Below are 24,402 nucleotides of genomic sequence, written 5' to 3' on the forward strand. Positions count from 1 at the left end.
ATGGTTGCGGCCTGCGCCGCTCGCCCCCCTCATCGCCTTCATCCGCGCAGCTGGTCTGCCCGCTTGGAAGAAGAGGAGGAGGCATTAAATGGCCGCGCCCATCGGCACGGATCTTTCCGCTGCGCTCCTCACCGCACCCGTCCCGGCCAGCGATTGGCTGGTAATCCTGCCGGTTGTGCATTGCATCATGCTCGGCGCGCTCATGCTGATGCTGCGCGCCCATGTCCGCCTACACGCCGTGATCGCGGTTCTCGGCCTTGCGGCCTTGGTAGTGATCGACGCGGTGCTGTTGAAACGGGTGATGGACGACGGCCCGGTCACGATGGTGATGGGGCGCTGGCTGCCGCCTTTCGGCATTGCCTTCACCGTCGACCTTTTCGGGGCGCTGATGGCGCTTGCGGCCGCGATCGCAGCGCTCGCGGGCAGCCTCTATGCGCTTACCGACATCGATGCGGGCGGGCGGCGCTTTGGTTTCTTTCCTTTCCTGATGCTCCTGATGGCAGGCGTGTCGGGAGCGTTTCTCACCGGCGACATTTTTAATCTCTATGTCTGGTTCGAGGTGCTGCTGATCTCGTCCTTCGGCCTGCTGATCCTCGGATCCGAGCGCGAGCAGATCGACGGTGCGATGAAATATGCGGTGCTGAACCTGATCGGCACGACGCTCTTTTTGATCGCCGTCGGCTACCTCTATGCGATCTTCGGCACGCTCAATATGGCTGATATCGCCCTCAAGGCCGCTGGCCTGCGCGATGCCGCGCCGCTCGTGACGCTGGCGGCCCTCTTCCTGCTTGCCTTCGCCATGAAGGCCGCGGTTTTCCCGGTAAACTTCTGGCTGCCGGCCTCCTATCATACGCCGCGCATCGTCGTCTCGGCGCTCTTTGCCGGTCTGCTCACCAAGGTCGGAATCTACGCGCTGATCCGGGTGATGGTGATGCTGCTGCCGGTGGAGCGCGAGGCGCTGAGCCTGATGATCGCGCTCGTGGGTGCGGCAACCGTCATCATAGGCGCACTCGGCGCGCTGGCGCAGACCGATATCCGCCGCATGCTCGGCTATGTGATCATCTCGGGCATCGGCAACATGCTTGCCGGTATTGCGGTCGGCACGCCCGATGGCGTCAGCGGCTCGGTTTTCTACGCGCTGCATTCCGTCGTGCTGATGATGGCGCTCTATCTCCTGGCGGGGCAGGCGGCCTGTCTCGGCGGCAGCTTCCAGATCGGCGCGCTCGGCGGGCTCTATCGCGAGCGTGGCTGGTTTGCCGCCGTGTCGCTCATTCTCTTCCTTGCCGCCTGCGGCCTGCCGCCGTTTTCCGGCTTCTGGCCGAAGGTCATCCTCGTCAAGGCCTCGCTCGATATCGGCGCATGGTGGCTTGCCGCCGCCCTTTTGACCGGCGGGTTCCTGACGACCATCTGTTTCGGCCGTGTCTTCCTGCTTGCCTACTGGCGCCCGGCGCAGGCGCCTGTCAAGGCGGTTGCGATCGGCTGGCAATCGGCGCTGCCGCTTCTGGCGCTGACCGGGCTCGTTACCGGTTTCGGCATCTTGCCGGAGCCGTTGCTGTCGCTGGCGCAGGCAGCCGCCGGAAGCCTCGCCGATCCGGCAGCCTATATCCATTCTGTTTTCCCGGAAGGAGCGCCGAATTGATCGCATTCCTCTTCAATCTGCTGCTCGCCATTGCCTGGGTCGCCGTTTCAGGCAGCGCCTCGCTGCACAATCTCGTCTTAGGCTTCGTTCTCGGCACCATCGCTTTGGCGATCGTGCGCGAGCCTCTGGGCAGCAAGGGCTATCTTCGCCGCACGCGCCTCGTCCTGTCACTGACGCTGCTTTTCCTGAAGGAACTGGCGCTTTCGGCTTGGACCGTCGCACGCACGGTGCTGCGGCCGCGCATGGAGATCCGGCCCGGAATCTTTGCCTTTCCGCTGACCGTCGATCGCGATCTCGAGATAACGCTGCTTGCCAATCTCATCACGCTGACGCCCGGCACGCTGTCTGTCGATGTTTCGCAAGACCACAGGACGCTTTATGTCCACGCCCTCGACTGCTCCGACCCGGAGGCGACGAAGCGCGCCATTGCGAGCGGCTTCGAACGCAAGATCATGGAGGCTTTCCGATGATTGCGCCGTTTGTGCTTGTTTCGGCCGCCGCCGCGGTCACGCTTGCGATCCTCGGGATCGCTTTTGTGCTCACCGCCTATCGGGTGATCACCGGACCGACGCTGCCGGACCGCATCCTTGCCCTCGATACGCTGACCGGCATTGCCATAGGCTTCATCGCAGTAATCGCCGTCAAGACGCGCTTTACGCTTTACATCGACATTGCGATCGCACTCGGCCTGGTCGGTTTTCTCGCAACGGTTGCCTTCGCCCGCTTCGTTCTGTCGCGGGGCAGGCCAGAAACCAGGCCGTTGCCGGCCGGGGATGAACAGGCAGTGACGCCGGTGCCGGGCGACACGGCAGGAAAGGCACGATGATGGAATACGTTATCGCCACGGCAACTGCCCTCACGATGCTTGGCGGTGCCTTTTTTGCGCTCTCGGCGGCGATCGGCGTCGTCCGATTGCCGGACGTTTACTCGCGCATGCATGCAGCCTCCAAGGCGGGTTCGGTCGGCTCCGGCCTGCTGCTGCTTGCTGCCGGCCTTTATTCCGGCGAGCTTGCAATTTTTGCGCGCGCTGCTGCCGGCGTCGTCTTTCTGCTGCTGACCGCCCCGGTCGCGGCACACCTCTTGGCCAAGGCGGCGCATGACACGGGGCATAAATTGTGGGAACTCTCGGTCGGCGACGACATGGAAGGCCGATGAGAGTATAACGGTCAGCGATTTAGCTCGTTCTACGCAAGTTATGCACGCGATCGTGAACTAAAGCTGCAGCCTTGCTTGCAAAATCTTAGTGTTTTGAACTTTTTAAGTAGAAAAACCGCAAATAAGAATTGGACTTTCGGTAAAACAGTGATAATTGAAGTGTAAGTAGAGTTCTGATTTCGAATTAGAATCGTTTCGCCTATTCCATCTGTAGCTTTGATTTCGAATGTCTAATGAAGGCTGTGGTCGAAGAGTGCAGCGATTGTGATTCGTATTCGGGCAGTATTAGAGCAGATTTCGGTCTCAAGAATCTAGGGGTGGATTCGCGTTTTAGGACATGATGCCGCTGTCTGGGCCTTTTACTGTTTGCCTCTACGAAGGCGATCCTCCGAAAGAGGGTCATCCACGCATGCGAACAGGAGAAACAGAATATGACGGATACCGCGACCGGCAACGGGCCGGAATTGCTGGTAGAACTGACGGCCGATATCGTAGCGGCTTATGTCAGCAATCATGTGGTCCCGGTCAGTGACCTGGCCAATTTGATTTCCGACGTACATTCCGCACTGAGCAACACGTCTGCACCGCAACCCGCCGCAGCCACCATCGAAAAGCAGAAGCCCGCCGTTTCGGTACGCAAGTCAGTACAGGATGATCAGATCACCTGCCTGGAATGCGGCGGCAACTTCAAATCGCTCAAGCGCCATCTGATGACCCATCACAGTCTCTCGCCGGAAGAGTACCGCGAGAAATGGGATCTTCCCGCCGATTATCCGATGGTCGCTCCCGCCTATGCCGAGGCGCGTTCGCGCCTCGCCAAGGAAATGGGCCTCGGCCAGCGCCGCAAACGCGGCCGCGGCTGAGCCAAGCACGTTCCTAAGCGCAGAAGCCGGGCCTCGAGCCCGGCTTTTTTGTGCCTCCAGCGCGAAAATGGAGGAAATGATCCGGGCGGCGCCAGTCTTGCTCTTCGGCCAATGCACCAACCCGTTCGCCCATCGCCCTGGAGGTTACCTCGAAAATGCGCTCGGGCCGCGACTGGCGCTGCAGCTCTGCCGGGCATGGTGCTTCGGCGGGTGTGCCCACAGGGCGGGATGAGCGACGACACGAGCAAGTGTGCCTGGGCGAGCGAAGCCCAATTTGACCTGCCTTTTGCCGGAACCGCTGAAAATCCCTGTTGACCTCGATCTAGGTTGAGATCCGAACTTGATGCAGTCCGTCAACCGAGGAGGCGCCGATGGCCATCATTTTAAGCGACAGCGACCTGGACTGCGGCACGACCATGCAGATCGCCATCGAGGCGATCGAGGAAGCAATGGCGGCGCGATCGGCAGGGGCATTGGTTTCGCCGCCCAGGCATAACGTGTCCTTTGGCTGCAAGGGCGACCTTGTCTTCACCGTCGGCGGCACGATCGGCGAGGATCCGATTGCGGGCTTCAGGGTTTATGGGACATTCAAAGGGCTGCGCCGCGAGCAGATCGTCGCGGTCTGGTCGACTGAAACGGCAGAACTTCAAGGGCTCGTCATCGGCAGCCGGTTGGGAGATATCCGGACCGGCGCGATTGGCGCCATCGCCATCCGTCATATGTCGTCGCCTGACGCCCGCACGGCAGGCGTCATTGGAAGCGGGCAACAGGCGCGAACACAGTTGGAGGCCGCAGCGCTGGTCCGCAGGCTGGATCGTGTGCGCGTCTATAGCCGCCACGAACAGAACCGCCGCACGTTTTCAGCGGAGATGGAGCAGCGCCTAGGTATCCCCGTAGAGCCCGTGGCTTCACCTCGGCGCGCCGTGAGCGAGGCCGATATCGTCATTTGTGCAACGACAAGCCGAACGCCGGTGATGGAGGCAGCCTGGCTGAAGCCCGGAGTTCACATCAACACCGTCGGCCCGAAGACCGTGGATGAACACGAGTTGGGCCTGGATGTCGCCGCCGCCGCTCATCTCATCGCCACCGATTCCCTTGAGCAGACGCAAGCCTATAAGGCTCCATTCTTTCTGAGTGAATCGTCCGATGCCGCCCGTATGGTTGATTTGGCAGCGATCGTCGGCGGCAGGTTGCCTGCTCGCCAAGCGCGCGATCAAACGACGTTGTTCTGCTCGGTGGGCCTTGCAGGTACCGAAGTCCTGGTGGCATCGAAGCTGCTTGCGGCTACCGGCGGTAAGGCTCCTGCGGGCTGAGGCGGGCCGAGAGCTGATTATCACGGGCGACGGTCGCCACCCTGGCAACCTTGGCACTCATGCAGTCAACCGAGACCCTTTTATACCCGGCATCATAGGTAACGATGCATGGCTTCGCCAGGACCATGGGGAAGATCGCCTCGCTGAGGACACAGCCGGCTTGTCGGTTTTGCCGATCAGCCGAATAGCTTGTCTGCGCTCCAGCTCGAAGTCGTCATCGATGCGGTCGATGGACCTCAAAAACGATTGCACTGTTGTGACGCCGGGTAGCATGCCCGTGTGGAACGTTTCTCGTTCTGCCGGGGCATGAGAGGCCGTCAATCAATCCCGAACATCAGCGACCGATGCGCCGCCGTTCCGGCCAGCATCCCGTCACCAACGGCAAGAGCCACGGAACCAGCGGCCCTTGCCACATCGCCGCAGGCGAAGATGCCCTTCGCTGTCGTCTGCTTTACGCCATCCGTCCTGATGAACTGGCCGAGTGGCCCCTCTTCGAGCGCGCAGCCCAGCTGCTCGGCCCAGGGGATTTGCACTGAAGTCTGCGTCATGGCGAACAGGCCGTCCATTGTGACAATCCTGCCGTCTTCCAGACAAACATCCGCACGCTTGCCTGCGATCTCGCGCACTGGTGTCGTCTCGACCTTGACTGCGCGCGCACGCAATTGCGCTGCCTGGTCGGCATTCGGGACGAAAAGGCCGTTGGTAAAAAAAGTCGTTTCGCCCCAGTCAGGAAGCATGAGGGCCTGATGCATGGAATGTTCCCCGGATGCGATGACGCCGATCCGCCCTCGGTTCAGTTCGTATCCGTGGCAATAGGGGCAATGGAAGACAGATTTTCCCCAGCGTTCCTGCAGGCCTGGAATGGCGGGCAGTCGATCGGCAACCCCTGCTGCCAGGATCAGACGCCTGGCTTGCTTCACAGACTTGCCATCGATTTCGATAGCAAATCCATTGCTGGTCCTCTTTGCAGTTTGCGCCTTGGCATTCATCCATTGGACTGTCGGATAGCGTTCGAGCTGTTTGCGGGCCTCGGACACGATCTGGCCGGGTTCACGGCCGTCCTGGCCCAGAAAACCGTGCGAGACAGCGGCAAAGCGATTGCGGCGCTCACCGGCGTCGATCACCAGGATCTCTTGTCTGGCACGGGCGAGCGGCAGGGCTGCTGAAATGCCGGCAAAGCTGCCGCCGATAATGATGACGTCAAAATGCATGAATGATCCTCTCACTTTCGTTCCGTTTCATCGCCCGGCGGGACGGCCGAACGTCAAGTCATGAAACTTTTTAAGTTACGTGAAATCGATCTGTCAATGGATCATGCAACTATTATTGTTGCGTGATCAGGTCTCTCTGCTACATCTGAGATCCGCAAACGAACTCGGCCAGGCCATGAGACACGACACCCGCCTATCCCGCATGCTGCATGTGCTTGTTCACATGGATCGCCACGAAGGCGCCGCAACCTCCGAGACCATTGCAGCGATGCTGGGCACCAATGCCGTTGTCGTGCGCCGAACCATGGCCGGCCTGCGGGATCAGGGATATGTCCGGTCCGAAAAGGGGCACGGCGGCGGCTGGGTCCTGGCCCGCCCCTTGCGGGAGATCACCTTGCTCGACATCCACAATGCATTGGGCGCGCCGCAACTCTTCTCGATCGGACTGGCGGGCGACAATCCGAACTGCGTCATCGAACAGGCCGTCAACGCTTCGCTTGCCGGGGCGATGCATGAGGCGGAGGCGATCTTGCTTTCGAAATTCGCTCAGGTGACATTGGCCGCGCTTGCCGAAGCTTCCTCCAAGCAATGGGCGAAGCCTGCACACTGTGCCTTGGCAATGGAGCATTCATAGACTGCCGCCTTAAGGTGATTGTCTTGACCAAAGGTGCTGCCGCCCTCAAGGGCGCGCTCGAAGGCCGGCAGGACAGCCATGCCGAAGAATGCAGGCAATGAAGAAGGGCTGTGGCGAAACCGCCCCGACCTCCCGGCTCCTTTCAGCGCCAGTGCAGATACAAGGTGGGCAAAAGACCGAAGCGAGTGCGGCCATCGAAATCGGCCGCACGAGCCTGCGAACCGCGTGACGATATGGGGGAATGCAAAAGATATCGTTTGCTTTGTATTTTCTGAAAGCGCACTCTCCGGCCTCCAGCAGCCATTTTTACGGGCGCTGCTGTTTGAGGGCGACCATGCCCTAGCCCCGACCGAAAGGAGGACTGCATGTCTTCCGACGTCACCATGAAAAACCTGACAAGCGATGAACTTGGCATGCTGCAGCAGGTGCTGAGCGATGCAGGCTATACCGGCGATATGCTTTTCGATCAGCCTCGGACTTTCAATGCCGCGGCACTGCTGCTCATCCAGTTGTTCCAGGAGGGCACGACGTTGCCAGCCGAACTTGCAAGTGGACTTGACCGCCACTTCGGCAAGGCAAAGCGTACGGTCGCCATGCCTCCCACTGTTGCGCCGTTTCACCGTTTTGCCATTCAAGGCCTTCCGTCATCCGTTTCCGGGATCGTTCACTGAACATGGACATAAGGCCCCCCAACTTCGACATCGACGATGCCCGGCGGACGAACGAGTGCGCCTGCGTCTTCGACCGTCTGGCGATGCAGATTGCGATCGAAGCCGAAAACGCGGGGTGGCTGCAGAGCGAGGTTGCGCTGGCTCTTGCTGACGCCGCCGAGCGCTACGTCATGCATGTCGCAGCCTGCACCCACGAGACGCCGGTTGCGGCCAACAGCAACGCCGCTCGGGAGGCCTGACGCATGCGCAGCGGTCTTCTCATCACATTCTTTTGCACTGCCGCGGCGCTTTATCTGGGATGGGGACAGGTCGCTGCCTATCAGGAGCGGGAGCGCGTTCGAACCGCCGATGCCGCCGAGCGCCGAACACGGCTGGCGAAACTTTCCGCGGACGGCTGCAACGGTGCCGTTGGCTCCCTTTCGGCCATGGAGCATCGGCTCCTCAAGGCCGGAGGCATCGAGATCCCTGAGGCTCTGGCGAGCGACATCACCTTGTGTCTCGAAGAGAACATCATGTCCGGCCGTTCACGCCTGCAGATGGAGCGGACGCACTTGATCAGGCTGTTTCCACGCGAGACGAGCCTGTTGCCGAACGAATGAGAGGCGCTTAAGCCGCCACTCTCACCCGCGCTTCTTCCCGGATGCGGTTCACCATGGACCTCAGCCCGTTGGAGCGCTGCGACGACAGGTTCTCGACCAGGCCAATCTTGGAGAAGATATCGAAGGCATCGAGGCCTGCAATTTCCGAGGCCTTCTTGCCGGAATAGGTGGCGAGCACGATGGCGACGAGGCCACGCACGATATGCGCGTCCGAATCGCCCTCGAAGATCAGCACCGGATTTTCAGGATTGCCCTGGGGATGCGTCACGAGCCAGACCTGGCTGGCGCAGCCCATCACCTTGTTGGCAGACGTCTTCTTGTCGTCCGGCAGGTCCGGCAGCCCCTTGCCGAGCTCGATGACATAGCGGTAGCGATCCTCCCAGTCGTCGAGGAAGGAGAAGTCGTCGATGATCTCTTCGAGAGATGCCATAAGCGGCCCTTTCACTATTGTGAGTGATATAGGTGAACTGCCGCTGCTTTTGAACCATTAAAAAGAAAAACCCGATATTAGGCAGATCCAATGAGGAGGGTGGATAGCGATCAGCGCTGTGGCAAAGCGAGGTCGCTAAACACAAACCCCCGACCTTGGAGACAAGCCGTTGGCGTCGCCCACCGATCCGAAACGGCGACCGCCTCAAGATCAAGGGCGGCCTCCGTGGCCAGTATGCCTATCCCTGGAATGCAGAAAAAAACGCCGTGAAGGATGGGCATCCTCACGGCGCAGCAAAAAATGCTGAAATCAAACAGGGCAGGCACGTCAGGCACGGGGGATCTCCGTATCGACGGGGATCGCCTGTGCAAGCTTGGGCGAAAGAACTCCGCGGATTTTTTATAGGACCGGCTTCGGTGTCGGCAACGGAATGGCGCCCGTTACGACCTTGTCGGAAACCGATTCGTCCTCCACCGGGGGGCGGTAGGGCATCGGCTGGTTCAGTGCGGCAGCCCTCTGCTCCTTTGCAAGAGGAGCAGAGGCTGCAACGGGAGCCTCGGCAAGCGGTGCGGCCGGTGTCGCCTCGGCAAGCTTTGGAGCCGGTGCCTTGTCGTCCGAGAACTGGCCGTCCAGCAGCTCGTAAGCGACGCGGGCGCCTTCGCGGGCCCGGTAGCCGAGGGCGGTGAGTGTTTCTGCGCCCTTGGCGCAGACCTCCGGCTTCTCGTTGCACATGCCGGTGAGATAATCATAGGCGCCGCTTGCGGCGGTGAAGGCGTCGAAAAACTGGATTTGCGGGTCGTTGGCAAGCCGCGTCGAGCTTTCCGAGCTGAAGAGCGGCAAGAGGACCAGTACGAGGCCGAACCAGAACGATCCTTTGATCAGAAACCACATTGTCGTTGCCCATCCTGTTTTTCCCGTCCGGTCTTTTCGCCGAATCAGGCCCGGTCTTCCGGTGTGCTTCCACCCTAGCGGGGAAATGCGAATGCCACTTTTCGAAACTTGACGGCATTTGCGGCAAATTTAGTTCGAATTTTAAATAAAGGCATTCCGACCGCATTTCAGTCAAATTGCAGCCATCGGGGTTAAGCATAGCGCAGACGGCTGCCTGGAAAAGCGGCTATTTGCTGAGTGCTGCGTGCCACAAAGGTTAACGCAAGTCCGAAATGTGAGCGAAATCCATCGCTTACCCGCTATTAACCACAAAGACCAAAGGGTCCTGCGGATGGCTCAAAATGGGATTTTTACAGCTTTTGGGCTGTGGAGAGCCGCTTTGCCTTATCCTTTCCTTAAGCGGCCGGGGCCTATTGTCCGCACTGTGTAAAGAGCCTTTCGGCGGGTATCGTGTGCGCGTATTGAGTAACATTGGCGGACGGGCGGCAGCCCTGGTGGACCGGGCAGCGGCAGGCTGGCTTTCCCGCGCAGGAAGCGGTGAAGCTGTTGCCGAGCGCGAGCTTGCGATCCTGCGCCGCCTGGTTTTCCTCTCTTCCGCGGCCTTGATTGCAGCGCCTGCCGGCCTCTCCTTCGTCACCAGCCCGGCCGTGGCTCTGCCCGCAGGTGTCGCGACCGTCTGCGCTGCCTTTCTCTTTTCAGCCGTCGGCAGCATAGCGCTTGCCCGCCAGAGCGCTGTCGTTTCGGCCGCCGCTGCGGCACCGGCGGAAGACTTCTTCATGCAAAACAGCGCCGGCCTCGTCCTCTTCCTCGATCCGCAAGGCAACGTTACCACGGCCGGTGGCCGCGACTGCTTCGAGTTCCTCGCCTGGATGCGCGATCCGAAGGGCAGGGGCTTCATAGAGCAGGTGCATGTCTCCGACCGCATCTTCGTCCTGCAGGCGCTCGACCGGCTGCGCCAGGGCGATGAGCGTGCCAGCGTCGACCTTCGCATCGACCGCCCCTGCGTTTCCCGTGATCTTCGCCAGTTCGCCCATCTCAGGATGGACATGACGGCGCGGCGCGATGAGGACGGCGAGCTCGTGGCCGTCGTCGCCCAGCTCCGCGACGTCTCGGTCGAACAGGAGCTGCGCATGGAAGCCCAAAGCCGGGCGGCCGATGCCGAATCCGCCAACGATGCCAAGTCGCGCTTCCTCGCCGCCGTCAGCCACGAGCTGCGCACGCCGCTGAACGCCATCCTCGGCTTCTCCGATATCCTGCTCGGCGAATATTTCGGCAAGTTCGACAATGAGCGCCAGCGCGAATACGTGACGCTGGTACGCGAGTCCGGCGCGCACCTGCTTTCCGTCGTCAATACCATGCTCGACATGAGCAAGATCGAGGCCGGCCGCTATGAGCTTGTGCTCGAACCGTTCGATATCGCCGCCTCGGTCCGTTCCTGCGAGGCGATGCTTGCGCTACAGGCCAAGGGCAAGGGCGTGACGTTGACGAGCCGCATCCAGCGCGGCCTCGACGAGGTCGTCGCCGACCAGCGCGCCATCCAGCAGATCCTCATCAATCTCGTCGGCAATGCCGTGAAGTTCACCGATGCCGGCGGTGCCATCACCGTCGATGCGGCGGTGCGCGACGGCATCCTGCAGATCAGCGTCGCCGACACCGGCATCGGCATTCCCGCCGACAGGCTTGAATCGCTCGGCCAGCCCTTCATGCAGGTGCAGAACGATTATACACGTCATTACGAGGGCACAGGCCTTGGCCTGTCGCTGGTGAAGGGCCTCGTGGCGCTGCATGGCGGACATTTCGCGATTGCCAGCATTCCCGGCGAAGGCACGGTCATCACCATTTCGATCGCGGCGGATGGTTCCGGCGCCGGTGGCGCGCATGCGGAAAAGGCCGGGGCACTCGATTTCCCGCCGCGCCTGAAAATTGCGACGACGAATGTCGCCGGACTAAAAGAGGGGCTTTTCGATGGCCGCGCGCAAGCGAAAATTGCCTAAGGGAAGGAGAGGCCGGCAGCAGCCGAGCCTGCTTCTTACAGGAGCTGCCGCGCTCGGCGGCTTGGGCATGACCGGCGCATCCGCGCTGGGCGGCGTCATTGCGCGCAATCCCTCGGTCGCAGGCGGCACCACAGCCTTTATCGTCATCTTCAGCTTCGTCGCCGCCAATGCGCTCTGGTATCAGCCGGGCACGCATCCGCATCCCTTCTTCCGCACCCGCGACGTGCTAGCGCCCTTCTCGATCGGCCGTCCGGCCGTAGAAGAGCCGCATCCAGGCGATGTCACGACTTTCAAGATCGAACGTCCGGGCGATGATGGCGCTGCAACGACCACCAACGCGACGCCGCCGGCCGCAGCACCCGGCCAAGAGCCTAGCCAGCTCGTCATGGACATCCAGAAGGAGCTCATCCGCCGCGGCCTCTATAACGGCGCGGCCGACGGCATCATCGGCCCGCGCACCAGCGCGGCCATCCTCTTTTTCCAGGAAACCGTCGGCATGCCGCAGAGCGGCGATGCGACGGTGGACGTGCTTGCCGCGCTGAAGACCGATTCCATCGGCACTTCGGCCGTCCCCGCCGAGAAACCGCGCGAGGACGTGACTTCGAAAGCCTCGACCGAGGATCCGGTGGCTGCCGCCATCCGCAGCGCCGAAAAGCAGATCAAGACCGCGCCTTCCGCCCCGAAGCAGGTTCCATCATCCGAGCTCACCAATGTCGATCTGGTACTGAAAATCCAGAAGGGCCTTTCCAACATGGCCTATGCAAATGTCGGCGTCGACGGTGTCGCCGGCGAACAGACCCGAACCGCCATCCGCCGCTTCCAGAAGCATTACAACCTGCCCGAAACCGGTGAGCCCAACGAGGCGGTGTTGAAGAAGTTGAAGGAAATCGGGGCGATCTAAGGCGAGGCATCTTTCGCGCCGGAAGCGCAACTTGAAGCGATAAAATCCGTCCGGCGCCCTGAGCCGCCTGGGGGCCGAGGTCATGCCCGGCAAGGTTCGATGGTTGCTGAAGCTGCCGTTCAGGCAATGAGCCACCTTGCTTCGTGCCAAGCGAGAACATTTGCGCTATGCTCGGTCTATGGAACGCCAGCACGCCAGATTGATTGCAACGCTATCATTGGCCGTGGCCGCAGCGAGCGTCGCTGCGGCGCACCCTGAATCTCGCTGCACCTGCCGCAATCGGGATGGCACGAAGTACGAGCTTGGCCAGACTGTCTGCATCAGGGTGGGCGGGGCGTCTTATCTCGCGCGCTGCGAGATGGAGCTGAACGTCACCACATGGCGTAAATTGCGGGACGGTTGTCCGGAGGCCTGACCGCAGCGGCGGCCGCACTTGAAAGCGCATCCAATCAGCCGAGGCCGGTCCAGGCGTGCCGGGTACAGAACATCCGGGGACCGTTATCTGATCACCGGCTCGCCGTGATAACGGCGCTTTGACGGCTTCGACACGCCGAATCCGACTTCCATCATCAGGCGCGGCGTATGCTTGGCGAGCGTTCCCATATGGAATCCGAATGGATCCTCGACAAAGCCGGTGCCTGCCTTTCCCATCAGCGTGAGCGCGCTCTCCTTGCCGTAGAAGCCAAGCACGTCTTCGGCCGGATGCCCGACAAGCAGCGTCAACTGATGCTTCATCCGGCGACGGTTGTGGCTGCCTTGGACATAGACATGCGGACCGGCATCTGCGTCGACGTCGGAAAGATAGAAGAAGAATTTCAGCATCCGCCAGTCGTCGAGATCGAAGTGGAACTTGAACGAGGCGCGGCTGAGATCGGCTTCCGAGGCAGACGTCGTCGGGAAACTCCACCATGTTCGCGTGGTGATCAACTTTGCCTCGCCGCCGAGATAATGCCGGGCGATATCGAGAAGCAACGGGTCTTGCTGCACGGCGACCGCTGCCTTGCATTGCAAAACCCGCTCGAAATGATGGCCGCTCAATATCGTGCGCCCGAAGCGGCGTTCGGCTTCGGCATGCTCTGCGGCAAGAAACTCGATCTTGCGCTCGAAATTACCGAAACACGGGGTCTCGCGTGCAAAACGGGCGATTTCCTCATGGACGGCTGGCGGCAAAGTGAGGCCGGTGAAGATGCCATTTCTTCGCAGTTCCGCGGCTGCTTTGTCCGCCTTGATCCCGCCAAACATTGACGGTGCTGCCGTTGGCGAAGACGGAGCTGGTCTGGCGGTCAGCCAATGGGCGCGGCGGAAAGGCATCGTGCGCGCCAGCAGGAACATCGGCAGCCAGGCGGGATTTTCCTTGAAGTCGGTCAAATAGGTTGGTACGCGCGCTGCCATGCGGCGAAAGGCCCCGCCTGTGCGGGCAATGGCTTCGAGGTCTTTCGGCCGAGATTTGGGAGTATCAAACATCTGACATCCTTATTCGAACATGGTTTCCATGGCGTTGCCCGCGGCCTCGCCACATGGTAGAAGGTTTTGGATCATGATGCAATGCAACATGGGAACTGCCGCCCGCTAAAAATTTTTATAACAAATTGAATCAATTGAGTTAATCTCAAACATTGGTCGAGCCATCCCGGACAGGAAGCTACACCCATGTGTAAGTGGGCAAAAATTCTCGCCTAGAAGAAGTGGAAGTCGTCGGCTACAAGTGATGTGCCACGGCTCACGGCCGCAAAGGCCACCGCTGCCGCATCGCCGCTCCCGTCTGCATCGAAGAACAGGCGGCCGGAGCATGTATCGTAGATGATGTGGTCGTCCTCATCCAGCGCGGCTCTGCCCTTGGCGAAGGCATCGGTGTCGAGCGCGCCCGCCGCAACTCCGACGAAAACGGAGCTGTCCAGCCTGAAGACGTCGTCAGCGGAGCTGAAGTCGAGGATTTTGTCGCAGTTCGCCGGGCCGGGTTCGCTGTCGAAAACGAATATGTCGCCGCCCGCCCCGCCATAGATCCTGTCGTGGCCGGTTCCGCCGTTGAGAGTGTCGTTGCCGCTGCCGCCGCGCAGGCGGTCCTTGCCAGCGCCGCCATCAACGGTATCGTCGAACGCGCTGCCGGTGATCTGGTCATTGCCGCCCATCGCGGCAACGAGAACCGGGTGATCGTAGGCCTCATAGCTGGCGACGTCTTTCGCATCGGTGAGCGCGACCTCTTCGGCCGGCGGCCCGATCATGATGGTGATCGTCGCCAGACTGCTGTTGCCCTGGCCGTCTGTGGCATAAACCGTGAAACTGTCGGTGCCGGTGAAGCCGGCCGATGGAGAATAGTCGAAGAGGTTGCCGTTAAGGTAGTCCTGGTGATAGTGCAGGCTGCCCGCATACTGGCCCTGGTGGAACGGGTAATAGCCTGCTTCATATCGCGTCTCCTGCTGCAGCGTGCCGTGGTCCGGTCCGTCCACGACGACGAAGCTCAACAGGTCGAAATCGGCATCCGTCGCGCTGAACTCGATGTCGTCTAGCGATTGGCCCGGCGAAAGCGTGAAGCTCATGTCGGCGGCGCTGGGCTGATGGTTGACGAAGGTGTCGGACTGCAGCGCGCCGCCTTCCAGGATGATCTGATGCGGACCGTACTGGGTGTTTTCGCCGCCGAAATATTCGTTGGCGCCCTGCCATGTCACCACTATGTCGTCGGGGCTTTCGGCAGCGACGGAGACAATCTCGGTCGAAAGATAGGCTGCCTGGTCCGAAAGCGTGCGGATATAGCGGCCTTCATTGTCGAAGACGATAGTTTCCACAGTCGTGAAGATCTCAGTCCTGCCGTCATTGGTAAAGGTGGTGACGGTAAAGAAGCCGTCGAACACGTCGACCGAGGCAAGATCGACCCAGCCAAACGGATAATCCGTATGTGCGCCCCCCGGTCCGAGGACGTCGCCGTCCGTTTCCGTTATGCTGAAAAGTATCGCATCGGGGCTCTCGTTGTTGATGTCTTCCCATACGGCAAGCTCACTGCCATTGCTCAAAGTGGGCATCGTGTTTTCCTTCGTTGCAGGGAAACGGCACTGCGGACACCTTCACGGACAGGCAAGGATAGGCTGGGATGCGGGCCGATCAAGCTTCGTAATGGGTTTGGCGCTTCCTTCGGCACGCTTGCTGGAAATCTGGTAAACTTTCTTCCTCAACAAGGAGTGGGTTATGTCCACAAGTGACCGGCAAGCCCACTGGCAGACTGTCTACACGACCAAGGCGGACAGCGAAGTCAGTTGGTACGAGGAGACGCCGGAGCTCTCGATGGTCCTTCTGCGTCAAGCCGGGCTGACGCCGGAAATGTCCGTGATCGACATCGGCGGCGGAACCTCGCGGCTGGTCGATGCACTTGTGGCATCGGGCCAGGCCCATATCAGCGTCCTCGATCTGTCTGCCGCGGCCATCGAGACGGCTAAGTCGCGACTGATGGATGCAACGCGTGTCGAGTGGATCATATCGGACATCACCGCCTGGACGCCGGGTCGCCAGTATGATCTCTGGCACGATCGCGCCGCCTTTCACTTCCTGACGGAGGCGGCCGACCAAGAGGCCTATGTCCGGGTGTTGTGGCAGGCTCTCAAGAATGGCGGCAAAGCCGTGATCGGCACCTTTGCGCCCGACGGACCGGAAAGATGCAGCGGCCTGCCGGTCGCCCGCTACGATGCGCAAGGTCTGCAGGCGGTTCTCGGCAGCGGCTTCAAGCTTGCCGCAACGTGCCGGCATGAACACACGACGCCATGGGGATCGGTGCAGCAATTCCAGTTCTGCACTTTCGAGAAGGTCGCTGGCGCGCGACCATTTGCCTGATCGATCCGAAACGCCGGCACGGCCGGCTCTGCCATCGCCGTCCCATCGATCGAGGTGTTGCGGCGCGTTGTCGCGTCTCCTTCCGTCTTCCGTGTGAAGCCAGGTGAGGGGAGCTTCGAAGCCTGAAAGGAACCAACGATCTGGCGGTGACGTACCGGTGTTCGCACCGTGGAAATTTGCAACGACAATGCCTGCAGGGGCCTTGAAATTCGTTAGGGCAATATCGAAATGTAATCCTGATTGTCATCGGCCGCTGGTTGGCGAAGAGTTGCGTTTCGAGACCGTGGTCGGCTACGCTTGAAAGATACCAGCCGTATGGTATCTTTATTCGATACTGTTGGCCGACGGCCCATGGTCGGCCAGGTCAAAGATTTTTGCCTGCCGGGATGGCCCGAATGTTGTTTCAAGATTCCGGCAGCGCCCTATCCGAAACAAACATTTCTGATCGCGTCATGTATAAATCAATCGCCTCCCTGAGCAGCGCGGACAACCCGCGGCTTTACAAGGTTCTTTTCGACCATTTCTCCTCGCTCTATCCGGCAATAGCCAAATCGAGCGTGGCTGAGTTTCACCTGGGGGGCGATCAGACTTTTCGGCTCCTTCGAGGGGCAAAGGACCTCACTTTCGAGGTTGTCTACTCCGACATTTCCCGGTTCGCCTCGATCACCCGATCGTTGAACTCACGAGCACGAAATTACATCACGGGCTTCGCTCTTCAGTGGAGCACTTCTCGCGTGGCACCGCCACGAAGACTCCTTCAGCTTCCTCGTCCGCTTGATGAAACGCGGGTTCCTGAAGATGTCCTGATGGTGATCTTCCATCTTGACCAAGCCGACCCGGCCGAAGTCGAGCGAAAGATCAAGGGATGCATCAGCGCGCTCTATCCCCCCGGGTCGAAATTGCAGCGAGAAGCGCAGGACTGCAACGGGCAAAGAGCGATAGCGCAGCTGGCCGACTGGCTGTCGTTTCAGGATGCAAAGCGCGTGCTTGACATCGAAGACCCGGACCATGCGGCAATGATGCTCATCTCGATGATGTTTGGAGGAATGGCATCCCGGTTGACCGCAGGTGGCGGCTTGCCGGACAGATCGAGCCTTATTGGCTATCTCAAAGGGTGCATCCACCTCTTCGTGAGAGGTTGCCGCTGCAAAGAGGCCGCCTGACCGGATGGGCCTGCACGGCGCCCGACTGGCTGCTGTTCACGACCCGTGCAGAGGCCTCGTCAGCTTGTGCGGGGCAGGGCGATATTGACGTCTAAATCCTGTTCGTTCCGCGCGATTGTGGCAAAAATACAACGTGAATTGGTTGGAAATTAATTTGGGTACGAAGGCGTTTATTAAATAATTGACGGGCTGGCGCATCGCCTGTTCTAAAGGTTGCGTTGCCGCAGCAAATTGCCCCGGCAACTCCTGGCGGACTGAAATTTCAGGGGACCGCATCCATCGCGCTAGCAAGAGCCAACCTTGGCGGTTGGCCTCTGGAACGGAGACAAAAATGAACATTAAGAGCCTTCTTCTCGGCTCCGCTGCTGCCCTCGCAGTAGTTTCCGGTGCTCAGGCCGCCGACGCCATCGTCGCTGCCGAACCGGAACCGGTCGAGTACGTCCGGGTCTGCGACGCCTACGGCACCGGCTACTTCTACATCCCGGGCACCGAAACCTGCCTCCAGATCGGCGGGTACATCCGTTTCGACGTTGGCTTCGGTGCTGGCGACGCATTGAAGAACAACGGTTCTGAGGACTGGGATGCCCGCACGCGTGCGCACATCAACGTCATCGCAAAGAGCGATACGGAATATGGCGTTCTTACGAGTGCGATCATTCTTGAATCCAATTTCCGCCCGAACGAAGTTGACAGCGACGCTCGTTCGGCTGGGGCATCGTCGACGTTCGGCAGTTCTCAAGACAGCACCGGCATCGACGAAGCTTACATCGATCTCGCCGGCTTCCGTGTTGGTAAGTTCGCCAACTGGTGGGATGATGACTTTTCGGGTGAAACCGATGTCATGACGACTCTCGATGGTTCGACAAAGCAGAATTCCATCCGCTATCAGTACGACGCTGGCGACTTCTATGCCGGTATTGCTCTCGAAGAACTGGTCCAGACAGAGGGCGGCAATGCCAACAACCTCGGCATCGACGGTTCCATCGGTGGCAAGCTCGGCGGCTTCACCTATGCGATCATCGGCGCTTACGATACCGACGCCCAGGAAGGTGCGGTACTTGCAAAGGTCGGTGTTGACGTTGGCCCGGGAACGCTCTCTGTTGCCGGTATCTATTCGACCGGTCTCGGCGATCAGGGCTTCAACGGCTATTACGATGCCGGCGAATGGTCCGTGGCTGCCCAGTACGCGCTCAAGGCCACCGACAAGTTCACGGTCACACCGGCTGTCCAGTACATCGACAACATCGATGCCGACGCAAGTGGCAGCTGGGACAGCGGCAGCGAGTTGCGCGCCGGCGTTACGCTCGATTACGAGGTCGTGGAAAATCTTTCCACAAAGCTCACTGCAACCTATGTTTCGGACGATCACGACAATGCGGCCGATCAGGACTGGGTCGAAGGCTTCTTCCGCCTTCAGCGCGACTTCTAGTCAAACGCTATAAAACTGATCCGAATAGACCTCTGATCAGTTTCGAGGGAAGAGCCCGGTATCCCAGCCGGGCTCTTCTTCACTTTCAGGCAGTCAGTCCATTGGCGAAAATCCTGAGGCTCGAACGAAGATAGGCCCGAGTCCGTTTCGCGCGTTCTTCCAGGTCCATTTCCGCCCGGCCGATGCTCAGGCTTCCGAAGACGATGCCGACCAGCATGGTGGCTGCAGCGTCTGCGTCATCAACCGTTATGCGGCCCTTCTGCTTCATCTGCCTGAGCCATTCGGCGAGGTCTGCACGTGCGAGGCTGAAATCGTCCCGCAATTGCGCAACCTGCTCCGCCGCTTCCCAGCCGACCTCGAGCATGAAGTAGTGCTTCATGGCGGCCGCGTCTGCCGAATCGTCTTCACCGATAAAGAAGATGCCGGCGAGCTGTTCCACCAGCGGAAGGTCTTCGGTTTCCGGGACGAGGAAAATGGATTGGCTTCGGGATTTCAGTACATCGCCCAGAAGGTCAGCTTTTCCATTGAAGAACTCGTAGAAGGTTCTTTTGGAAATGCCGCATCGGGCCGCTAGCAAATCAACCGTCGTGTTGATGTATCCGTATTCGATAAAGACATCGCATCCCACGGCGATTATCTCATCCCGTCGCTGATCGGTGTCCACGCTTTTAGGACGCCCGCGCGGCCTCTTTACATTTTCCCCAGTTTTTGAACGCACGATCCCTCATCGCTTATGATTTCTTTCCGCCCGGCTCTCGACTGATACATGAACCGGGCTGGCGGGTACAGGTCGTCCGGACCTCGCAGGCGCCGCCCTCACGCCCAGCTCACGCATTGTCACCGCTGCGTTACGATCTCGAACTTCTCAAAAGAATTTGCCCGAAGCAATACAGATGTTATTTTGTGCGACACACACAACAGCCATCGCGCCGCACGCTCTGATTGCGTGCGCTGATTGCGTGCCGGGGGGCAAGAGACAAGACGATGGAAAGTTCATACAGGCGCAGGAAACAGCCGGAGCTGGTCAAGCGGACCCTGATCGATGAAGCGGCAAAACTTGCCGTGCGGGAAGGGCTTGCCTCTGTGACCGTTCAGGCCGTGTCCGACGCAGCGGGCGTGACCAAGGGCGGCTTCATCCATCATTTTCCGAGCAAGAAGGACCTGATCGACGCCGTCTTCGCTGAACTTCTCGAAGCGATCGATGACGATATCGATGCCCGCATGGCCAATGACCCCGAGCCCTATGGCTCGTTCACGCGCGCCTACATCGACTCGGTCTTCCAAAACAATCTCTGCACCAAGGGCGGCCAGTGGGCGCCGCTGACGATTTCGGCGCTGACGGATCCGTATCTGCGCGACCTCATGGCAAGCTGGACCGAGGAAAGGGCGCGGCGCCACAACGAGACGGATGGCGATACGCATTTGAGGATCGCGCGCCTTGCTGCCGACGGCATCTGGCTCGCCCATCTCTATAAGATCAGGATCACCGATCCAGAGAAGCTGAGGTCCGAGCTTCTGGCAACCACCAGAAAGGCGCATGCTGAGCGCAAGAACCAGGACACTTTGACCCGAATCGGGCATTGCCCTACAACCCAAGTCTAAGCCGTCGCCTGTGTTTGCAACTTATTAACCATATTACCCGAAGCTTTCCCAATTTGCTTGGGGGAGCCGGGGTCATGTATGCGCTGAAGACGGTGGAGGGGGTTGCCGATGAGCCGGCTGGACACAGCGCGGTGGCATTGCGGCATGTCCTTTCCAAACTCGCCGAAGAGGCATCCACGCTCGGCATCGATCTCGTCGATATCGCCGGCGCCATCCAGGATATGGCGGCGATGTCGGCGCGCCATGCGACGGCGTTCGACCATGTGACGCGGACAGCCCTTTCGATCGCCGAGACGAACCGGGCAGTTGCCGTGTCGCTCAACGAGACGGACCGGACGGCAGCGGAGGCCCGGCACATGCTGAAGGAATCGGCCGGCCGTCTGTCGGGCTCGGTCGAAGAGATCGGCCATATGGTGGAGTCCTCCGAGGAGATCAGCGCCGAGATCAATACCTTCTCCAAATCGCTTGCCGATGTCGACAAGGTTGCCGCAGAAATCAGCACGATCGCGCGGCAGACGAACCTTCTGGCACTCAACGCCGCAATCGAGGCGGCGCGCGCCGGCGAGGCGGGCAAGGGCTTTGCCGTCGTCGCCTCGGAAATCCGGGCACTATCGCTGCAGACCTCCAAGGCCACTGGCTCGATCCAGGAAACGCTGGACGAGCTGCGCATCAGGATCGACCGTCTGTCGGCGGCAGGCAGCGGTGCGCGCGAAAGTGCTGCCGGCGCCAAGGACAAGTCCGAGGCAATGCGCGGCGCATTCGGCAAGATGGAGCATGTGATCACCCGCATCCTCGACAGCTCGACGGTCATGGCAAGGACGACCGAGGCCGTCGACCAGCAATGCGCCGGTTTTGTCGCCAAGCTCGGCGAGATGTCGGCCGAAGTGCTGAATTCCAACGTGAAGCTCCAGCATGCCGCAAAGCGCGTCGACAGCGTCGTCGGCCTTTCCGAGAAACTGGTGCAGTTGACCGCGAGCGCCGGTGTGCAAACGGCAGACAGCCTCTGGATCGCCAAGGCGCAAGGGGTGGCCGCCGCGATTTCCGATGTTTTCGAACATGCCCTCGCCGAAGGGCGCATCGGCCTCGAGGCGTTGTTCAACCGGCAGTACCGGCCGATCCCGGGAACCGATCCGGTGCAGCTCATGGCGGCATTCACGGAGCTCACCGACCGCCTGCTGCCGCCGATTCAAGAGCCCGTCGCAGCCTGCGACGAGCGCATTGCCTTTTGCGCGGCGGTCGACGAGAACGGCTACCTGCCGACGCACAACCGGAGATTCTCCGAACCCCAACGGCCCGGCGATACGGTGTGGAACACCGCCAACTGCCGCAACCGGCGCATCTTCAACGACCGCGTCGGCCTTGCAGCGGGAAAAAGCACGGCACCTTTCCTCGTGCAGACCTATCGCCGCGACATGGGCGGCGGCAATTTCGTGATGATGAAGGACATTTCCGCGCCGATCACCGTCTGCGGGCGGCATTGGGGCGGACTGAGGCTGGCGGTAAAGGTCTAGCGTTGCCGCCCGCACTCCGCCGGTCTATACCGCGCCCATGAGATTGCGCACCGACATCTTCGTTTCCGCCCTCGTGCGCCGCGTTTTCGCCAGGGGAAATTTCGCCGCTGTCGAGAAGAAGGGGGCGCAGGAAGCGGGTGCCGTCTTCATCCGCCAGCTTTTCCGCGACGGGCGCGAAACGCTCTACGCGCCTGCCCCGCAGAGCTTCTTCGACGAGGAGGAGAGCGGCATGCGTCTTTTCGAGATCAGGCTTGACAAGGTGGAGGCCGAGACGGTGCGCGAACTGCTCGACCGCGAGCGGAAATTCGATCCGGATCTCTGGATTGTCGAGCTCGAAGCCGACGACGTCGCGGAGATCGTGCCGCTTGTCGACGAGCGGAAGAACCCTCTCTAAGAGTTTACCGGCGGCCGACGATGCGGATGTGGCGTGCCGGCGGCACCTGGCGCACGGCCGGCGGGACGGGAGCGGCGGCCTGCTCCGCCGGCGCCTGGTCTTGCGGACCGTAGGTGTAGCTGTCGGCGCGACGCCAGGCTTCGACCCGGTGATGGCATTCCTCCGGATCGAGCGCATCCAGCACCATCCAGGCGCGGGTGACGTTATGCTGGGCCTCGGCAAGGTGCGGGTACAATCTCTCCAGTACGAAGACGGCATCGAGAAAGCCCATGCCGAGGCTGGTCAGTGTCGTTGCGAGCTGCTGGCCGGAGATATCGAGCATGATGCGCTCGGCAAGCCAGCGGCTGGCCGAAAGCGCATCGGCAAGCGCCGTTGCGAAGGACCCGGCCTGCCGTTCGCGGGCAAAGCGCACGAGCAGCGCCTCTTGGATCTTGGACAGCGTGCGCAGACCGAGGCGGTTGGCGTCATTGCGTCCGAGATGTCGTGCCAGCCCCTTGATCCTTTCGCGCATCGCCTCTTCTTTGGCGAGGCGCTCGCTGAAATCGGTCGCGTCCATTGCGGCAGCGCTCGGCGGGAGGGCAAGCGTTTCTGCCGGTATGTCGGCGACGGCGGCAGGCGCAGTCTGGCGCGGCTCGGCCTGACGAAGCGCCACGAGCGCATCGATGACCTTCGGCGAAAGGCTGTCGCGGCTGACGATCGCCCGGGCGTGGGCGGTTCCCTGCGATCGGGCGATGATGACCAAGGTGTCATCGTCGATCGCCCGCGAGGCCGTCAGGAACGGCGCGGCGATTGCAATCGGCTGGCTGCCGATGAAGAGGGCAACGGCCGGCGGTATCGTCTTGCACTGGGAAAGTGCGGCAACCGCCTGGCGGCGCGCTTCTTCGGAAGAGGCCTGAAAAAGCGGCATGAACAGTTCGGCGAACTGTCGCAGCTCGGATCGGGTTGGGTGCGCCAATCCTTCGAAGCTGCTGACTGTCGCCATCAATACCACATCCTTTTTCCGGATGGCCAAAGGCCGCTCTAGGTCTCGAAACCGGTCACGCACACGAACACCCTGGGAAACGCGGAACTCGGGTCCTCATGCGCTGGCGGAACGCACATCAACCCATGCGAAGATGAACAAATCCTACAGCGGCACGGTTAACGGTTGCTGAAGAATTTAATCAAATGCGATCTGATGATACACGCAGGACGTGCAATGCGAAGGGACTGCCGGCGCGATGAACAAGCGCCCTTGCAGAGGCAGGGCGCTCAAGGCATTGCTTGGATTGCAGCTCAAAGGCGCTTGTGCGAACGCATGGCCGTCAAGAGCTTTTCGCTATCGCTATGGCCAGCCTGGTAAAGATCGAGCGCAGTAGAGGCGGCAAATTGCGCTTCGGGGCTTTTGATATCGATCCGCTTTTCCGCGCACCAAGCGTCCAATGCGAATCTCAGCACATCGATATCTTCCGGAGAATATGACGAGTTCAACATCAAAGACATCATCTGCCCTCCGTTGTTGCGGCAAGAGCATATCTGGTCTTCCACCCGGCCGTTGCCCTGAAACCTCGACCGGCAAAAACACGATACGCGCAAATGGCGCGGCTGCAATTAATATTTCTCGTGGCGCAAATATGCAACAGTCGTGCTTTCGCGTGGCTTCGTCGAGTGGTGAAAGTAAGCATATGAAATGATTGGGAAATTTTATTTGTCGTTTTGATTCCGTTCGATTGAAACCAAACGGCTGCTAACCGCGTTTAGTAACCGGTGTCGTGCAGACGCCGCGAGCGTGCAATATTAGTAAACTGTTAACTATCGTGTGTCTCAATTCGGATAGGAACGGCGCGATTGAGTGCTTCGGTCGTCAAGATTCCGCTTCACGGTATTTCGAATAGGTGCCGTGAGAAAGGCGCGAATGCCCTCGGTCCGGGATATCCGGTGCCGCAGGACGCGCTGGCCCGTGCAGGCGGGCAGGGTGAAATCCGCTTACGTTCATCCGTCTCGGGCAGTGCATGGAGACGAGAATGGCCATAGTAGTCGCATTGGCGGACCGGCGGCCACAGGCGCCACGCCGCAAGGAAAAGGAGCCTGTCAAGGCTCAGATTCTGCTGTTTACGGGAGTGCGTTACGAGCGCCTCCCAGAGATGCCGAAGCGCCCGGCGCAGCACGCATCGCGTGTGGAGAGCCGCGTGGAGAACGAATGA

Annotated in this window: 28 protein-coding genes; 20 read left to right on the forward strand and 8 right to left on the reverse strand. The window is 60.4% G+C overall.

The annotated features are described in order from the left end of the window. Window positions 1-88 precede the first annotated feature (88 nt). From AM571_RS05795 to AM571_RS05820, 6 genes are all read left to right on the forward strand, one after another. Window positions 89-1,639: a Na+/H+ antiporter subunit D gene (locus tag AM571_RS05795; protein ID WP_074060594.1), complete on the forward strand. Its 1,551-nt coding sequence runs from the start codon at window positions 89-91 to the stop codon at window positions 1,637-1,639. Then, a complete protein-coding gene (locus tag AM571_RS05800) occupies window positions 1,636-2,109 on the forward strand; it encodes a Na+/H+ antiporter subunit E (protein ID WP_074060595.1) in 474 nt (157 codons plus the stop codon). The genes AM571_RS05795 and AM571_RS05800 overlap by 4 nt, the downstream gene beginning before the upstream one ends. Next, window positions 2,106-2,465: a cation:proton antiporter gene (locus AM571_RS05805; protein ID WP_074060596.1), complete on the forward strand. Its 360-nt coding sequence runs from the start codon at window positions 2,106-2,108 to the stop codon at window positions 2,463-2,465. The genes AM571_RS05800 and AM571_RS05805 overlap by 4 nt, the downstream gene beginning before the upstream one ends. After that, window positions 2,462-2,794 carry a monovalent cation/H(+) antiporter subunit G gene (mnhG, locus tag AM571_RS05810; RefSeq protein ID WP_074060597.1) on the forward strand — a complete coding sequence of 111 codons (333 nt, stop codon included), beginning with the start codon at window positions 2,462-2,464 and terminating at the stop codon, window positions 2,792-2,794. The genes AM571_RS05805 and mnhG overlap by 4 nt, the downstream gene beginning before the upstream one ends. Before the next feature lie 431 nt (window positions 2,795-3,225). Then, window positions 3,226-3,657: a MucR family transcriptional regulator gene (locus AM571_RS05815; protein WP_022714520.1), complete on the forward strand. Its 432-nt coding sequence runs from the start codon at window positions 3,226-3,228 to the stop codon at window positions 3,655-3,657. 371 nt (window positions 3,658-4,028) lie between these two features. Next, on the forward strand, window positions 4,029-4,970 hold the full coding sequence (locus AM571_RS05820; RefSeq protein WP_074060598.1) for an ornithine cyclodeaminase family protein: 942 nt from the start codon (window positions 4,029-4,031) through the stop codon (window positions 4,968-4,970). A gap of 317 nt (window positions 4,971-5,287) precedes the next feature. On the opposite strand, the gene AM571_RS05825 is transcribed toward AM571_RS05820, so the two are convergent. Continuing rightward, entirely contained in the window at window positions 5,288-6,181 is an 894-nt protein-coding gene (locus tag AM571_RS05825; RefSeq protein ID WP_074060599.1) for an NAD(P)/FAD-dependent oxidoreductase, read from the reverse strand. 175 nt (window positions 6,182-6,356) lie between these two features. Here AM571_RS05825 and AM571_RS05830 point away from each other — a divergent pair, with 175 nt between their 5' ends. The 4 genes from AM571_RS05830 (at window position 6,357) to AM571_RS05845 (ending at window position 8,085) form a co-directional block, all read left to right on the forward strand. After that, a complete protein-coding gene (locus AM571_RS05830; protein WP_074063091.1) occupies window positions 6,357-6,815 on the forward strand; it encodes an Rrf2 family transcriptional regulator in 459 nt (152 codons plus the stop codon). Between the two features lie 365 nt (window positions 6,816-7,180). Beyond that, window positions 7,181-7,486, forward strand: coding sequence for a hypothetical protein (locus tag AM571_RS05835; RefSeq protein WP_074060600.1), 306 nt, complete (start codon window positions 7,181-7,183; stop codon window positions 7,484-7,486). Window positions 7,487-7,488: 2 nt separating this feature from the next. Continuing rightward, window positions 7,489-7,725, forward strand: a complete 237-nt coding sequence (locus tag AM571_RS05840) for a hypothetical protein (protein ID WP_074060601.1) — start codon at window positions 7,489-7,491, stop codon at window positions 7,723-7,725. A gap of 3 nt (window positions 7,726-7,728) precedes the next feature. Next, window positions 7,729-8,085: a hypothetical protein gene (locus AM571_RS05845; RefSeq protein WP_074060602.1), complete on the forward strand. Its 357-nt coding sequence runs from the start codon at window positions 7,729-7,731 to the stop codon at window positions 8,083-8,085. 7 nt (window positions 8,086-8,092) lie between these two features. Here AM571_RS05845 and AM571_RS05850 read toward each other — a convergent pair whose 3' ends face one another. Both AM571_RS05850 and AM571_RS05860 read right to left on the reverse strand, forming a co-directional pair. Further along, complete coding sequence (locus AM571_RS05850) at window positions 8,093-8,515, reverse strand: SufE family protein (protein ID WP_074060603.1); 423 nt, start codon at window positions 8,513-8,515, stop codon at window positions 8,093-8,095. Between the two features lie 399 nt (window positions 8,516-8,914). Then, window positions 8,915-9,406, reverse strand: a complete 492-nt coding sequence (locus AM571_RS05860) for a DUF5330 domain-containing protein (RefSeq protein WP_074060605.1) — start codon at window positions 9,404-9,406, stop codon at window positions 8,915-8,917. Between the two features lie 452 nt (window positions 9,407-9,858). Here AM571_RS05860 and AM571_RS05865 point away from each other — a divergent pair, with 452 nt between their 5' ends. The 3 genes from AM571_RS05865 to AM571_RS37280 all read left to right on the forward strand — a co-directional run bounded on the left by AM571_RS05865 (window position 9,859) and on the right by AM571_RS37280 (window position 12,716). Next, the gene (locus AM571_RS05865; protein ID WP_074060606.1) at window positions 9,859-11,400 is read left to right on the forward strand and encodes a sensor histidine kinase; all 1,542 of its coding nucleotides are present in this window, start codon (window positions 9,859-9,861) and stop codon (window positions 11,398-11,400) included. After that, entirely contained in the window at window positions 11,372-12,301 is a 930-nt protein-coding gene (locus AM571_RS05870; protein ID WP_074060607.1) for a peptidoglycan-binding protein, read from the forward strand. Before AM571_RS05865 ends, AM571_RS05870 begins: the two co-directional genes overlap by 29 nt. 178 nt (window positions 12,302-12,479) lie before the next feature. Then, window positions 12,480-12,716, forward strand: a complete 237-nt coding sequence (locus AM571_RS37280; protein ID WP_074060608.1) for a hypothetical protein — start codon at window positions 12,480-12,482, stop codon at window positions 12,714-12,716. An 83-nt stretch (window positions 12,717-12,799) separates the two neighbouring features. Here AM571_RS37280 and AM571_RS05880 read toward each other — a convergent pair whose 3' ends face one another. Beyond that, window positions 12,800-13,765: a hypothetical protein gene (locus AM571_RS05880; protein ID WP_074060609.1), complete on the reverse strand. Its 966-nt coding sequence runs from the start codon at window positions 13,763-13,765 to the stop codon at window positions 12,800-12,802. 212 nt (window positions 13,766-13,977) lie between these two features. Then, window positions 13,978-15,318 (reverse strand): calcium-binding protein, encoded by a 1,341-nt coding sequence (locus tag AM571_RS05885; RefSeq protein ID WP_074060610.1) that lies wholly within the window; start codon window positions 15,316-15,318, stop codon window positions 13,978-13,980. Between the two features lie 163 nt (window positions 15,319-15,481). Here AM571_RS05885 and AM571_RS05890 point away from each other — a divergent pair, with 163 nt between their 5' ends. From AM571_RS05890 to AM571_RS05900, 3 genes are all read left to right on the forward strand, one after another. Further along, a complete protein-coding gene (locus AM571_RS05890; protein ID WP_074060611.1) occupies window positions 15,482-16,120 on the forward strand; it encodes a class I SAM-dependent methyltransferase in 639 nt (212 codons plus the stop codon). A 386-nt stretch (window positions 16,121-16,506) separates the two neighbouring features. After that, on the forward strand, window positions 16,507-17,283 hold the full coding sequence (locus tag AM571_RS05895; protein WP_155774412.1) for a hypothetical protein: 777 nt from the start codon (window positions 16,507-16,509) through the stop codon (window positions 17,281-17,283). A gap of 331 nt (window positions 17,284-17,614) precedes the next feature. Beyond that, window positions 17,615-18,712: a porin gene (locus AM571_RS05900; protein WP_074060613.1), complete on the forward strand. Its 1,098-nt coding sequence runs from the start codon at window positions 17,615-17,617 to the stop codon at window positions 18,710-18,712. Between the two features lie 85 nt (window positions 18,713-18,797). Here AM571_RS05900 and AM571_RS05905 read toward each other — a convergent pair whose 3' ends face one another. Then, the gene (locus AM571_RS05905; protein WP_074060614.1) at window positions 18,798-19,376 is read right to left on the reverse strand and encodes a TetR/AcrR family transcriptional regulator; all 579 of its coding nucleotides are present in this window, start codon (window positions 19,374-19,376) and stop codon (window positions 18,798-18,800) included. A gap of 320 nt (window positions 19,377-19,696) precedes the next feature. Between AM571_RS05905 and AM571_RS05910 the strand changes: the two genes are divergently transcribed. The 3 genes from AM571_RS05910 (at window position 19,697) to AM571_RS05920 (ending at window position 22,219) form a co-directional block, all read left to right on the forward strand. Further along, window positions 19,697-20,314, forward strand: a complete 618-nt coding sequence (locus AM571_RS05910; RefSeq protein WP_074060615.1) for a TetR/AcrR family transcriptional regulator — start codon at window positions 19,697-19,699, stop codon at window positions 20,312-20,314. A 74-nt stretch (window positions 20,315-20,388) separates the two neighbouring features. After that, window positions 20,389-21,825 (forward strand): methyl-accepting chemotaxis protein, encoded by a 1,437-nt coding sequence (locus AM571_RS05915; RefSeq protein ID WP_074060616.1) that lies wholly within the window; start codon window positions 20,389-20,391, stop codon window positions 21,823-21,825. 37 nt (window positions 21,826-21,862) lie between these two features. Further along, window positions 21,863-22,219, forward strand: a complete 357-nt coding sequence (locus AM571_RS05920) for a DUF1491 family protein (protein WP_074060617.1) — start codon at window positions 21,863-21,865, stop codon at window positions 22,217-22,219. 4 nt (window positions 22,220-22,223) lie between these two features. On the opposite strand, the gene AM571_RS05925 is transcribed toward AM571_RS05920, so the two are convergent. Both AM571_RS05925 and AM571_RS05930 read right to left on the reverse strand, forming a co-directional pair. After that, on the reverse strand, window positions 22,224-23,264 hold the full coding sequence (locus AM571_RS05925; protein ID WP_074060618.1) for a DUF2336 domain-containing protein: 1,041 nt from the start codon (window positions 23,262-23,264) through the stop codon (window positions 22,224-22,226). A 230-nt stretch (window positions 23,265-23,494) separates the two neighbouring features. Beyond that, window positions 23,495-23,701 (reverse strand): hypothetical protein, encoded by a 207-nt coding sequence (locus AM571_RS05930; RefSeq protein ID WP_074063092.1) that lies wholly within the window; start codon window positions 23,699-23,701, stop codon window positions 23,495-23,497. A 521-nt stretch (window positions 23,702-24,222) separates the two neighbouring features. Between AM571_RS05930 and AM571_RS05935 the strand changes: the two genes are divergently transcribed. Beyond that, the gene (locus AM571_RS05935) at window positions 24,223-24,402 is read left to right on the forward strand and encodes a hypothetical protein (protein ID WP_074060619.1); all 180 of its coding nucleotides are present in this window, start codon (window positions 24,223-24,225) and stop codon (window positions 24,400-24,402) included.

It is taken from the genome of Rhizobium etli 8C-3 (assembly GCF_001908375.1).
Lineage (GTDB): Bacteria > Pseudomonadota > Alphaproteobacteria > Rhizobiales > Rhizobiaceae > Rhizobium > Rhizobium etli_B.